We start from the raw sequence: 12382 nt of genomic DNA, 5'->3' as shown, positions 1-12382 counted from the left end.
TAAGCGGCGCGTACCGCTTGCTCGCTTCTCCTCCCCATTTTATTGAAAAACCTGCTGTTGCTACATGAATGAAACAATGATTTTTTATCCGATCCGCTGCTCGGCAAGCCGGAAGGCAGCTACCCGGATCGGCAACGCAATTTGCCAAACCGGCAGCGGCAAGTTAATCAATTTGTGCAAATGAAGGTCGTATCATGAATGGAGGGCCACGCAGGCGCGGGGCTATAATGGATACAGTTGTGAACATAGTTTGTTTGACGAGGAGGCAGCTGAGATGCGAAGCGACCCTAGCAAGCTTGCGGACGATTCCCTGGTGCGGCCATTGCCGGTCCAAGGGAGATGGTGCGTGCACAGCTATTACACCATAAGCCCGTATGCGCCGGATGGGAGCGGCAGATTGCTGCTGGCCGGCGGAGACCTCGATCGCCAGACCGGCGAGGTGCTCGTTCTCGGCGCCGGCGGCGAAGTGCTGACCCGCTTCGGCCGGACGGCACTACATTCCGGCTTCTTCCATACGGGGCTGTGGCAGACGTGGAGTCCGGATGGGCGTTATGTGTATTACCAGGCCGGCACGCTGAACCGGCCGCTCATCGTGCGACACGATTTGGTAACCGGAGACGAGCTGACGCAGGCGGGCGATATGGAGGGGGCTCCGCCCTCCGGGGAGCCGCTGGTATCGGGACTGATGGGCATGCTCTACGCGGCGGGATACGGGTACGACCTCTTCAAGCCGGAGCTGGCCCCGGTGCCGTTCCTGCAGCGGCGCGAGCATGGCTTGTTCCGCTACATGTTCGAGCCGAACCGCTCGTCGCTCGTGCTGAGCGTTGCCGAGGTGCTGGAGCGGCATCCGGACCGGGCGCGCATTCTGGAAAGCGAGAGCGAGCTGCGGACGCGGCTCGGCAGCGCAGAGGGACTGACGCTAATGTGCTACTGTGTGCGCTGGAACCCGGACGGCAGTCGGCTGCTGTTCTACTTCGGCAACCACTGCGTCCACGCCAGCCGCAAAGAGCCGAAGCTAACCTATATCTTTACCGCAGACCGGGAGCTGCGCGACCTGCACCTGGCCGTCGATCTGAGCTACGGACGCAGCGGCCTGCACTGGTCATGGCACCCCGACGGTGAGCACTTGCTCGGTTACGGACCAGACCCGCAGGATCCGGCGGGCATGTGCCTCGCGCAGGTGCACTACGACGGCAGCGACTATCGCAAAATCAGCGAGCACCGCAGCGGCGGACATCCGAGCGTATCGCCGGCGGACTACAACCTGCTCGTCACCGACGAGAGCAGTAATCCGGGCGCAGTGGCATTCATCGACACCCGCACCGGCGAGGTCATCCGCCGCATCTATTTGCCGCGCGTATTCGGCGAGCGCGAGCCGTCCGGACGCAATCGCTTCCGCGTCTGCCTACACCCGGTATTTTCGCCGGATGGCCGCAAACTGATCGTCAATACGATGCCGGGCGAACACGCCACCGTGTGCGAACTGGACGTTGCCGAGGTGCTGAGGTGAGCTGGTGGACGCTATTAGACGGCGGGTACAGCATGCCGGGGAAACAAACGTGGGGACGGCGGATGGCTTGTCGCGCCGGGTCCTGGCTCGCATCCAGACATCCGCGGGCGGATATCCATCCTACCTGCCTGATCAGCCCGCAAGCGCGGATTAACCCGCGCGAGGGAGCGATTCGTATCGGGGAGCACTCGATGATTGCGATCGGCGTGCTGCTGCAGGGAAATGTGACCATCGGCCGTAATTGTTCGATCCAGGCATACTCGAACATTGTCGGGTACGGCACGCCGGATAGTCCCGGCGGCCTGATCGCAATCGGCAACGATGTGCGTATCGCCTCGCACGCGATCCTCATCGCCGGCAACCATCGCTTCGCCGATCCAGACAAGCCGATCCGCATGCAGGGCGTCGAATTTGCGCCGATTACAATTGAGGACGACGTATGGATCGCCGGCCGCGTGAACATTACGGCGGGCGTGACGATCGGCCGCGGCTCTGTGATCGGCGGAGGCTCCGTCGTGACGAAGGACATCCCGCCGTACAGCGTCGCAGTCGGCGTTCCCGCACGGGTGATACGGCGGCGGGGCGTCCTCTGACCTTATGCGCTGGGCTGTACGCAGCCGTCGCGCGTGTCCCCGCGCGCCTCGGCGTCGAAGCCGACAAAAAACCGCCCCGCGGCAGCAGGCTGCCGTCCGGAGCGGTTCCCGCCGCACACGAGCTCGCGCGAGCTCACGGTCCAGGACGGTTCGCTTCGTCCGTCGCTTCGGTCGGTTCGGCGCCGTAAGCCGTATTTTGGTCCGGGTGCATAAAAATGCCCGATTGCGGGGCAATGCCTTTTTCGAACAGGTCGCGATTTTCCGCCGATTGAAAGCCGATGTCCTTGAACGGATGAACCCACTGGTCCCCGGCCATCGCGGCGGGATCGGTATCCGCGCTCCATTGCTCCAGCGGCGATTGCGGCGACTTGTAGTCGTGGTCGCCGATGACGACGCCATGCTCGTTGACGAACGGCGCTTCAGGCCCGCGGTTCTCGCGGAATTGCGGTAAAAATTCGATTTCGAACGGATCGAGCGACGGGTCGCCGGTGGCAGCCGGATCGGGCGCTCCGCGGCCGGACGATGTTTTCGAGTCGCGCATACCGGATCAGGTGGAAGGCCGGTTGGGGCCGTTCAGCTTTTTGTCTGCGGCGCCCGATTGCTGCCGCTGCCGCTCGTTCGCCGCTTTTGCGCCGCCGCCCGCTTGCCGTTTTTGCTCGCGTGAGTTGCTGTTTGCCATGGACACACGCTCCTTCATGCGATTTGGCCCCCTATCGGGAACCGCCCCTATTGTGCCCAAATGCCGCATGAAGCATGTACGCGATGCCTTTGCCGTCCGTTGCCGCTGTCTGCGGACAAAACCTTATTTGTCCCGCAGCGACATCGCGCAGTCGAGGGCGCAGACGCCCTTGCCTTTCGGGCGGACGGCGAGCGGGTCGATTTCCACGGCGACCAGACGGTCGCGCAGCTCGTACACCCACCGGGAGAACATCGCCAGCATGTCGTACAGCCGTTCCCGGTCTGCCGGCGGCATCTGCCGGTTGCCGGACAACTGGGCCGACAGCTCCGGCATTTCCGCCACCATCCGGGCGGCTTCCGCCTGGTCGAACGGCGCCAAACGGCGCACGGCATACGGAGGATCGCCGCTTTCGCCGCGCATCGAGAGCGTTACAACCGGTCCGAACGACGGTTCGACGGATGCGCTCAACCGGAGCTCCAGCTTCTCGAGCACCATTTCCTCCACCAGAATGCCATCCGCTGAAGGAAACCCTCCCGGCGACGACAACCATTTCCAATAAAATCGCGTCACTTCCTGCGCATCTTTGACATGGAGACGCACGCCGCCAAAATCCCGCTTGCGCGTCTGCTGCCGGGAAACGACCTTCAGCACGAACGGCCGGCCGTCAAAATCGATCGTCTGCAGCATGCGCTGCAAATCGTCGCCGCGGGCAACGAAGCGGCTGCGCGGCGTGGAAATGCCGATCGCGTTCAGCACCCGCTTCCCTTCCACTTCGCTCAGCCGAACGATCGTTTCGCGGCCGGCGGCGCCTGACGCCGGAGACCGCTCGCCGCCTCCAAGCTGCCCCGCAACCGGCAAAATTTCGTCGCCGCTCGGCAATTCGCGGTCATTCCAGCCCGGCGCGGCAGCGCTATCGCCGAAGCTTGGGGCGCCGGCGCCTTGGACGCGGCGAACGTCTTCAAACTTGCCGAAGCCAAGCCTATCCAGTGCAAAACGATCGGCCCGCAGCCGGCTGAGCCCGGTTTTGCTTTTGACGCCTTTCTCGGAAAAGGCGTACAGGTGGCGCAGCATGCCGATCAGGTGATCCAGCGAATGGAACACCGCTACCCCGTCCCGGCGCCAGAAGGCGACAGCTTCATCGCTTCGGTCGCCCAGCCACAGCAAACAAACCAGCTTGTCCGCCTCGTGAAGCAACCTGCGCAACCGTTCGGCATCCGGCTCGGGGGGGCCGGCGATGCATACAGCGCCGTCCCACCCTTCGGGTTCTCCCGCCTCCGCTTCCGAAAGCTTGTCCGGCGGCGACACCGTGCGAAAACCGGCGTAACGAAGCTCGCCGACGAGATCGCCCGCCGCTCCGCCCGTAAAATCGAGCAAAGCGAGCCGATTGCCGGCGAGCTCCCTGCCGCTCCCGGCGCAAACGGCGGCGGCGGCGAATTGTTCCGCGTCCTGGGCCAAATAAATCGCCTTCTGCCGGCAAACCGCGGCAAACAGGGAATCGTTTACGGCCGCTGTCGTATCCTGCGGTCGCAGAAGCACAAGCGGCTTGCGCAACGTCAGCGACTTGTCAGCCAAACGAACGAACGCGCGGCCGTCGCGGATGACATCTGTTGCGATCGCCAGCGCCTTGACGCAAGGATCGTCCAGCAGCGCTTCCCCCGCCTCCAGCGCTAGCAAGCCATGCTCCGACCCGGTCGATACGATGGCGCGAAGCGGCGCGTTCCGGTCGAAGCCGCTCGCCAGCAGCGGAGCCATAACGTCATTGCCGCCGGAAGCCACAAGCCCCAGCGCTCCTTCGCTGCGCAGCGTCCATTCGTTGCCCGTCGCCATGCAGACGCCCATCAGGCCGGTTACGCTCGCAATGCCCGCGCTCCGCGGCCCGCATACGGCAATGCCGGTCCGCTCCGACCACGCGGACACGAACGATGCCGCGCGCTCCTCTTCCCCGGATTGAGCGGCTTCCGCCTCCGCGCCGGCGATGCCCGGGCTGAGCAGCAGCACGGCCCCCACTTTCATTTGCTCGCATTGCGCCAGCAGCGCTTCGATCGCTTGCGGCGGCACAGTCGCTATGACCAGTTCGACAGCCTCGGGAATGTCCGCAAGCCGCTCGCGGCACGGCTCCCCGGGGATGTCCGCTCCATTCGGCGCCACGACGAACAGGCGTCCGGGAAACCCGGCACGCCTCATATTCAGGACGATCCCCGTTCCGGCCGCAAGCGCCTCCTCGGCAATGACGACGGCGGCCGAGCGAGGACTCAGCAAATGCGACAGCGATTCGTGCAACGACGGGTGCATCATGTGTGGAATCGCTTCCTTCCGCAAAGGCCGACTTTTTGAACGCTCCATTAGTGTGACTATATTATACACGTTTGCCGGGTATCCGACTATAGAGCGGTTGCGAGACAGGCAGCCAAAAATTAGGGATTGACAACGCGTCAATCCGTTGTAAAATGACATATATCAATATTCGATTGGTATTATATCAATTTTAGATTGTTTTGCCGATTGGGACAACACGACGGGAGGCGATGGAGATGCGGCCATCATTCGTATTTGATCCGATTCTGCAGATCGAGGTGCCGAATTTGCAGTTGGACTGGACGTCCGCAAGCGACAGCGACCGTGCGGAAGCGGCATCGTATTGGGAGTCCGCCCGCGATGCCATATTCGCCCGCATGCAGGACCTGGAGCAGGCGATTCGCAGCAAACAGGCGGAGCTTGCGCGCAGCGAGGAGTTTGCCTTCACCTGCCAGCTGGTGCAGGAAATATCCGATGTCGCCGGCCGGCTTCTGAAGCTCTCCCAATGGTTTTATTGGAACGACACGGAAGAGATCGGCTTGACCAGCCAGGTGTAGCCGCTTTGTCCGTTTCCTGTCCGCTATCCGCTGTTCGCCATCGACGGCGCCTGCGCATACCTTCATGCGCAAGGCGCCGTCGTTTTTTCGAATACGGTCCGGATTTTTCCCGCAACCTTCCGCATGGTATGATGAAACCATCAATCGGGCCTACAGGGAGCGTTATGCATGAAGTACGACGTAATCGTGATCGGCGGCGGATCGGCCGGGCTGATGGCGGGAGTCGCCGCCAGCGGGCACGGAGCGAAGGTGCTGCTCGTCGACAAAGGGGACAAGCCGGGGCGCAAGCTCGGCATCTCGGGCGGCGGCAGATGCAACGTAACGAACAACAAGGAAACGGACGAGTTGATCCGGCATATTCCCGGCAACGGCCGGTTTCTTTACAGTTCGCTCGCGACGTTCGGCAACCGGGAAATCGTCCGTTTCTTCGAGCAGCTTGGCATTCAGTTGAAGGAAGAGGACAACGGCCGCATGTTTCCCGTCAGCGACAAAGCCAAAACGGTAGTCGACGCGCTCGTCAATCAAGTGCGGAAGCAAGGCGTGGACATCCGGCTGAACAGCCCGGTGGCGCGGATCGCATTCCATGACGGAACGGCGGCCGGCGTCGAGCTGCGCAGCGGGGAGACGGTGGCCAGCAGCGCCGTCATTGTCGCCTCCGGCGGCAAATCGGTGCCGCACACGGGCTCAACCGGCGATGGATATAGCTGGGCGATGGAGGCCGGGCATACGATTACGCCGCTCTTCCCGACCGAAGTGCCGCTAACCTCGGACGAACCGCTCATCCGCAGCCGCGAGCTGCAGGGACTGTCCTTGCGCGGTGTGGCGCTGACCGTGTGGGATCCGAAAGGAAAGGCGATCGTCCGCCATGCCGGGGACCTGCTGTTTACCCATTTCGGCTTGTCGGGACCCATTGCGCTGCGGTGCAGCCAATTCGTCGTCAAGCAGCTCGCCCGGGCTGGCGGCGGGACCGTGCAGCTGACCATCGATCTGCAGCCGGACCGCAGTGCCGACGAAGTGTTCCGCGAGACGCTTGCGCTGGCGGAGGCGGAGTCGCGCAAAGCGATCAAAAACGTGCTGAAAAGCTGCCTCAACGAACGTTTGATCGCTCCCCTGCTGCGGCTCGCAGAACTGGACGAGCTGCTTACTTACGACCACATTCCGAAGACAGGCTGGCTGGCGCTGAGCCGGCTGATCAAGGCGTTTCCGCTCGCCGTATCGGGAACGTTATCGATCGAAGAAGCTTTCGTCACCGGCGGCGGCGTCCATCTGAAAGAAATCGATCCGCGCACGATGCAGTCCAAGCTTGTTTCCGGCCTGTATTTTTGCGGTGAAGTATTGGACATCCACGGCTATACGGGAGGCTACAACATAACCGCCGCCTTCTCGACCGGCTATACCGCCGGACTCAGCGCCGCCCTGGCGCTTCGCTGACGGCTACAAATGAATGCCGGCCGGGAAATGATCATACCCGGCCTCCCCTTCCTCTTCGGCCGGCTCCACAAGATGAGCCGGAATCGGCACCGCGTCCAGCCCGTACGCCATCGTCAGCGCCCCCGCATCGCCTGCTTCACCTTCAAGCAGCATGCCGCCGTGCGCATGAGCGATCTCCAGCGCGGAAGTCAAATCGCATTTCTCCACCGCCACTTCCAGCAGCGACGCGTTGCCCGAATCGCCCGAACCGAGCGGCACCGCAAGGTAGCCAAGCTCTTGCAGCGTATCCATGGCAAGCAGCGCCGAACGCCTGTCGTCAAATTGAAAATGAATCGAAGCGCATCTCATGATCATTTCGACCTCCTTTACCGGTTTCAATTGCCTGTAGCAAGCGGGATAAAAGTCACCTATATCGTTACCTCCGAACCATTTCCGCATGCATGACCGCCGCAGAAAAGGAATAGCGAAACCATGCGACGAATACGCTAGTACGGGATTCGTTCGAAGCCCGAACAATTGGGAGAAAGAGGTGTTTCGATTGCAAGAAAATTCGAATCAGCACCTGGACCCGGCAGACGTGGAAAAAAACAAGGGGATGGCAATAGTCGCCTATATCATCTTCTTCATCCCGCTGCTCGCTGCCAAGGATTCGCCGTTCGCCATGTACCATGCCAACCAGGGATTGACGTTGTTTTTGGCCGCAGTAGCCGTCAACATCGTCTTTACGATCATCCCGATCATCGGCTGGATTCTGCTGCCGTTCGCCAATCTGGCGATCGTGGTGCTCGCGATTCTCGGCATTATCAATGCCGCTAACGGAACGACCAAGCCGCTGCCTTTAATCGGCAGCATTACGCTGCTCAAATAAACCGTCTTCCTCCTGCCCGACGACTTCGCTCAGCGCGAACAGCAAGTCCGCTTCGAACAGCGCGCCGCATCGGCGAAACATTTCCATAATCGCCAACTCCGCACCGAAGATGCGGCGCGTCCTCGCGTCAACCCCTGTCATCATGGCAAAAGCGTTCGCCACCCGCAACAATTTGCCGCTATGCGACAGCTTGTTCCCTTTCAAACCAAGCGGATAACCGGTGCCGTCCAAATTTTCGTGATGCTGCAGCAAGGCGTCGCGATCCAGCCGACCGCTGCGCAATTGCGAAGCAAGCAGCTGAGCGCCAAGCGCGGGATGCCGGAGAAAAGCGGCGTGAACGGGCGAGAAGCCGGCCATGGAAACCGCCAGCATGCCAACATCCTGCAGCAGTGCGGTGCGGTACAGCACCGCTTCCGTTTCGGCAGCTTCGCCATACTCCTGAGCGATTCTTCTGACTACGTACGATGAACGAATCGCATGATCGTACAAGTCGGGAAAGCCCGCCTGCAGCCGGCGCAGCAAAAAATCGACGCTGCCGTCGGCCCTTCTTTCCCGTTCTGCGGCTGAGACCATGATGCTGAAGGAAGGCAGTTTTGTCAAAACGCACACGTCCTTTATCGTCGTCGGTAGAGGGGCCTTATTGGTATGGACACCGCCAGCCGGGCAATCGTTCGCGCAATTTCGACAAATTTCAGCTTCATTCGCAATTATTCCGCCAACTGCGTCTCCGGCAAGCGTACGGTCACCTCCGTACCGACGCCTTCCTCGCTTGCGATCTCGATCGTTCCCCCGTGCTGGAGCACGATGGAGCGGGCGATGGACAAGCCGAGGCCGGTGCCGCCCGTTTTGCGCTGCCGCGACGGATCGACCCGGTAGAATCGCTCGAACACGCGCGGCAATTGCTCCTGCGGGATGCCGATGCCGCTGTCGCGGACGCGGATGACGCCCCATTCCCCCTCCTTGCCGATTTCCATTTCGATGCCGGCCGTGCTGTATTTAAGCGCGTTGTCGAGCAGAATGTGCAGCACCTGCTTCAGCTTCAGCGGGTCGGCCGTGACGATCGCGGGGCCGTCTTCCGCGATTACGCGGATCGGCCGCTTCACCAGCCGCTCGACGACTTTGGCCGTTTGCGCGCCAAGAGCGGCCAGATCCGTCTTTTCGAACGGCGGATGCTCCTTCTTCTCGGCCGCTGCCAAGTCGAGCAATTGCTGCGTCATTTTTTTCATGCGCTGCGCTTCCTCGTAGATGGAGTCGACCGCTTCGCGCGCGACCTGTTCGTTGCTGTTGCCCCAGCGGCGCAGCATGCCGGCATACCCTTCGATAATGGTCAACGTCGTTTTCAACTCGTGCGAGGCGTCGGAAACGAATTGCTGCTGCTGGTGAAAGCCGTTTTCGATCCGGTCCATCATCCGGTTGAACGTCGCCGCCATTTTGTACGGCTCGTCCTTGGCGTCGCCGGACGGCAGCGGAATGCGGGCGAACTGAAAGCTGCTCTCGATCGCCTCCATTGTGCCGACGATGCGATTGATCGGCTTCAGCAGCATGCCGGCAAGGGAAGCGCCGCCCAGCATCGACAGAAGCGCCGCCACGACGGTGGAGAACAGCATGATCGTCACCAGGGCGCGCAAATTGCGCTGCAGCCCGGGCGTTACGACCGCCAGTTCGATGCAGCCTACGTGCCGCTCGTCGATTTCGCTGCGCAGCGGCAAACGAACGATATGAATCGTTTCGCCGTCCGCCTTGTCGTGCGCTGCCGTGATCTCGGCGTCGCACAGCGGCGCGATGACCGATAGGCGCGGATCGTTGTACATCAAATTGATCACGCGCTTTGCCGGCGTTGCCGTACGAATCATCGCGTGATCGGACAAATATTTGCGCAGCAGCCGCTCGTTGTTCGGCCGCATCAGCGCGTCGATGCCGATTTCCTCGATAATGCGCTCGCCGCGCAGCCGCAATTCGTCGGTTTCGTTGCGTGCCGCCACTTTGAGGAACATCGCGTAGACGGCGACATTGACCACAATCAGGATGCAGATGAGCCAGATCGAGGACACCAGCATGATTTGCGTGCGGAAATTCATGGGGAGGCTGCCGCATCGCGCATCTGGTAACCGACGCCGCGAATCGTATGGATCAGCGTATTGCCGAAGCCGTAATCGATTTTTTTGCGCAAATAGCGAATGTAGACGTCCACGATATTCGTGTCGCCGACAAAGTCGTAGCCCCATACGTCATTGATAATTTGCTCGCGGCTGACGACTTCTCCGTCGCGCCCGAGCAAATAGGCAAGCAGTTCGAACTCTTTGGGCGTCAAATCGATCGACTGGCCGGCCCGCGTCACCTCCCGCGTGCGCGCGTTGACGAACAACCCGTCCAGCTGCCAGACGGTGATTTCCGCCGCAGGCGCTTTGCCTTTGCCGGCACGCAAGGCGACGCGGATGCGCGCCAGCAGCTCCTCGATTTCGAACGGCTTCGTCACGTAGTCGTTGGCGCCAAGATCGAGTCCCATCACCTTCTCGGGCACGGAATCGCGGGCCGTGAGCAGAATGACGGGCGTTCGTTTGTCCGACGACCGCAGCCGGCGCAGCACCTCCATTCCGCTCAGCCCGGGCAGCATCACGTCGAGCAGGATGAGGTCCCAGCCGCCCGCCATCGCTTTCTCCAAACCTTCCCGGCCGGTTTCCGCGCCTGCCGTATCGTATCCTTCGTGCTGCAGCTCCAGTTGGAGCATGCGGTTGATTTTGTCCTCGTCCTCGACAATCAGCACTTTCGGGGCCATCGCATCCCCAGCCTTATCCGTTTGATAGGACTAGCGTGGGATGAATGCAGCATTTTTATGTAAGGGTGCAATTATTTGCTTCACAGCCGCTACGATCCAACCTCTTTGCAAAATAGGCCCTATTTTATTGCCTATTTCACTAAGAACGGGCAGCTTCTCCAAAATAACCAGTGAAATCACTGGCTATTTGAACTAAAAGGCCTGATTTGTGGTCTGGAGGAGCAAATAAGCCCTATTTTCACTGGCTATTTCCGACGAGACTGGCGAAATGGGGAAAATAAGCCATTTTTCATTGGCTATTTTGATGACCCGGCACCAAAAAAACCACAACGCGGGTTTATTCGCTTTGTGGCTCATGTAACCGGCTTTCTTATTCCGGGCGGCCTTGTCTGATCGCCAGCTCGATGCAGACGATCCGGATTTGCCGTTCGCTGCCGTTTTCGACCACGATTTCGTTCCAGCCTTCCTTCACAAGCGATACGGGGAATGTGTAGTTATAGCCAACGTTCGCTTGGAGGCGCTGCGCCTCGGGCCCGCTCGGGCCGCTTGCCGCAACATGATGCGTGTACAGCCCGCAAGGAAAGAGCAGCTTGTCGGTGCGCTCGTGCTCGAGCTTCGGCCAGCAGCCGTTCGCCATGACCGGCATGCAAACGACAGGATCGTCCGCGTTGACGACGATCTGCACAACCAGCTCCAGTCCGGTGCCGTCCGGCTCGGCGCACATCGGCAGACGAAACCCTTGCCGCCAGCCCGGTTCCAAAATAGCCGGCAACTGCGGAGGCGTCTCGAAGGGAATGTGCGAAAATTTTTCGCCGTTGGTCGAAAACGTGTAGTGCTTTTCTTCGCCGCACAGCAGATCGAGCCGCTCCATACCGCGCAAGTTCGCGTAGTTGGTCGGCAATCGCGGTTCCCGCGCGTGATCTGCCGTGTAGAAATTGAACCCATATATGCCGTCGGCGCCGAGCGCGAGCTTCCCTGCCGCGCTGGCGGCGACCATCCGGCGGCTGAGCGTGATATACCGAATGTCTGTCGTTTGATTGGCTTCGGGCGAATAAGCGGGCAGCAAATTGCCGGCAAACTCGACCACGCCGTAGATCGTCAGCGCCGTTGCGCAGCCAATCGAGCTCGAGCCCTGCAAAATCTCGCGAATTTGCGCAAACATGAAGTCGCGCACTTCGGGGCATTCGTAGTTTAAGCCCGTTCGATAAAGCGGTTCGTGAATCGTCGGCGAATAAGCGCTGCGCTTCAAAAGGAACCGTTCCTCTTTATACATCGGCAAGTTGAAAAAGCTGCCCTTCGGGTTTTTGTATCCGTGCAAATCGTTCATCCGAATGTTCACCCAAGGGGACACCCCCCTGTTCCTGCACGCCGCCGCAATCTCCGCCAGCCAGGTTGTCGACATAGCGATGAAACGCCTTGGCGGTATAAGGGCCGCCTTCCGGCTGCCATCTCTCGGGATTGACAAAACAAGTGGTCGTGTCCGCATTAAACAAATTGCAATGTTTGGCATCGACTGTCATTTCATCCGCCCCCTGTATTTTTCGCCTTTCCGGACGCTTCGTTCATCGAATGCTGCACTTTCCATTCTAAAACCAATGGGCAACAAATAAAGAGGGACTACCTAACATTAGGTCGGTTCAATTGCATGCGAACGGAGGTTTTCTTTCACAAAA

At 60.5% G+C, this 12382-nt stretch carries 14 protein-coding genes; 5 read left to right on the top strand and 9 right to left on the bottom strand.

The window, feature by feature from the left end; translation table 11 throughout:
- The first annotated feature begins 274 nt into the window (after window positions 1-274).
- Complete coding sequence (locus tag EXY20_RS16055) at window positions 275-1510, top strand: YncE family protein (RefSeq protein WP_135552874.1); 1236 nt, start codon at window positions 275-277, stop codon at window positions 1508-1510.
- The gene (locus EXY20_RS40425; protein ID WP_328592544.1) at window positions 1507-2103 is read left to right on the top strand and encodes an acyltransferase; all 597 of its coding nucleotides are present in this window, start codon (window positions 1507-1509) and stop codon (window positions 2101-2103) included. The genes EXY20_RS16055 and EXY20_RS40425 overlap by 4 nt, the downstream gene beginning before the upstream one ends.
- 133 nt (window positions 2104-2236) lie before the next feature.
- Here EXY20_RS40425 and EXY20_RS16045 read toward each other — a convergent pair whose 3' ends face one another.
- The 3 genes from EXY20_RS16045 to EXY20_RS16040 all read right to left on the bottom strand — a co-directional run bounded on the left by EXY20_RS16045 (window position 2237) and on the right by EXY20_RS16040 (window position 5077).
- The gene (locus tag EXY20_RS16045; protein WP_135552871.1) at window positions 2237-2644 is read right to left on the bottom strand and encodes a DUF3905 domain-containing protein; all 408 of its coding nucleotides are present in this window, start codon (window positions 2642-2644) and stop codon (window positions 2237-2239) included.
- Window positions 2645-2650: 6 nt separating this feature from the next.
- Window positions 2651-2782, bottom strand: coding sequence for a hypothetical protein (locus tag EXY20_RS40285; RefSeq protein WP_268966414.1), 132 nt, complete (start codon window positions 2780-2782; stop codon window positions 2651-2653).
- Between the two features lie 123 nt (window positions 2783-2905).
- Window positions 2906-5077 carry an acetate--CoA ligase family protein gene (locus tag EXY20_RS16040; protein WP_167859275.1) on the bottom strand — a complete coding sequence of 724 codons (2172 nt, stop codon included), beginning with the start codon at window positions 5075-5077 and terminating at the stop codon, window positions 2906-2908.
- A 236-nt stretch (window positions 5078-5313) separates the two neighbouring features.
- Here EXY20_RS16040 and EXY20_RS16035 point away from each other — a divergent pair, with 236 nt between their 5' ends.
- Together EXY20_RS16035 and EXY20_RS16030 are read left to right on the top strand one after the other, a co-directional pair.
- On the top strand, window positions 5314-5634 hold the full coding sequence (locus tag EXY20_RS16035) for a hypothetical protein (protein WP_135552868.1): 321 nt from the start codon (window positions 5314-5316) through the stop codon (window positions 5632-5634).
- A 168-nt stretch (window positions 5635-5802) separates the two neighbouring features.
- Entirely contained in the window at window positions 5803-7065 is a 1263-nt protein-coding gene (locus EXY20_RS16030; protein ID WP_135552866.1) for a BaiN/RdsA family NAD(P)/FAD-dependent oxidoreductase, read from the top strand.
- Window positions 7066-7068: 3 nt separating this feature from the next.
- On the opposite strand, the gene EXY20_RS16025 is transcribed toward EXY20_RS16030, so the two are convergent.
- Window positions 7069-7419, bottom strand: coding sequence for a hypothetical protein (locus tag EXY20_RS16025; RefSeq protein ID WP_135552864.1), 351 nt, complete (start codon window positions 7417-7419; stop codon window positions 7069-7071).
- A 241-nt stretch (window positions 7420-7660) separates the two neighbouring features.
- Between EXY20_RS16025 and EXY20_RS16020 the strand changes: the two genes are divergently transcribed.
- The gene (locus EXY20_RS16020; protein ID WP_235886021.1) at window positions 7661-7933 is read left to right on the top strand and encodes a hypothetical protein; all 273 of its coding nucleotides are present in this window, start codon (window positions 7661-7663) and stop codon (window positions 7931-7933) included.
- Here EXY20_RS16020 and EXY20_RS16015 read toward each other — a convergent pair.
- The 5 genes from EXY20_RS16015 to EXY20_RS15995 all read right to left on the bottom strand — a co-directional run bounded on the left by EXY20_RS16015 (window position 7904) and on the right by EXY20_RS15995 (window position 12229).
- Window positions 7904-8533 (bottom strand): HD-GYP domain-containing protein, encoded by a 630-nt coding sequence (locus EXY20_RS16015; protein ID WP_135552860.1) that lies wholly within the window; start codon window positions 8531-8533, stop codon window positions 7904-7906. The two genes, EXY20_RS16020 and EXY20_RS16015, sit on opposite strands and share 30 nt — an antisense overlap.
- Before the next feature lie 107 nt (window positions 8534-8640).
- Window positions 8641-10011, bottom strand: coding sequence for a HAMP domain-containing sensor histidine kinase (locus EXY20_RS16010; protein WP_135552858.1), 1371 nt, complete (start codon window positions 10009-10011; stop codon window positions 8641-8643).
- Window positions 10008-10709 (bottom strand): response regulator transcription factor, encoded by a 702-nt coding sequence (locus EXY20_RS16005; RefSeq protein ID WP_135552855.1) that lies wholly within the window; start codon window positions 10707-10709, stop codon window positions 10008-10010. The genes EXY20_RS16010 and EXY20_RS16005 overlap by 4 nt, the downstream gene beginning before the upstream one ends.
- A gap of 370 nt (window positions 10710-11079) precedes the next feature.
- Window positions 11080-12036, bottom strand: coding sequence for a hypothetical protein (locus EXY20_RS16000; protein ID WP_135552853.1), 957 nt, complete (start codon window positions 12034-12036; stop codon window positions 11080-11082).
- Window positions 11975-12229 carry a hypothetical protein gene (locus EXY20_RS15995; protein WP_135552851.1) on the bottom strand — a complete coding sequence of 85 codons (255 nt, stop codon included), beginning with the start codon at window positions 12227-12229 and terminating at the stop codon, window positions 11975-11977. Before EXY20_RS15995 ends, EXY20_RS16000 begins: the two co-directional genes overlap by 62 nt.
- Between the last annotated feature and the right edge of the window lie 153 nt (window positions 12230-12382).

Origin of the sequence: Paenibacillus cymbidii, from assembly GCF_004764705.1 — a bacterium.
Taxonomy (GTDB): Bacteria; Bacillota; Bacilli; order Paenibacillales; family NBRC-103111; genus Paenibacillus_AN; species Paenibacillus_AN cymbidii.
Note: the sequence above shows the minus strand (reverse complement) of the source record. Positions and strands in the feature narration are given on the sequence as shown.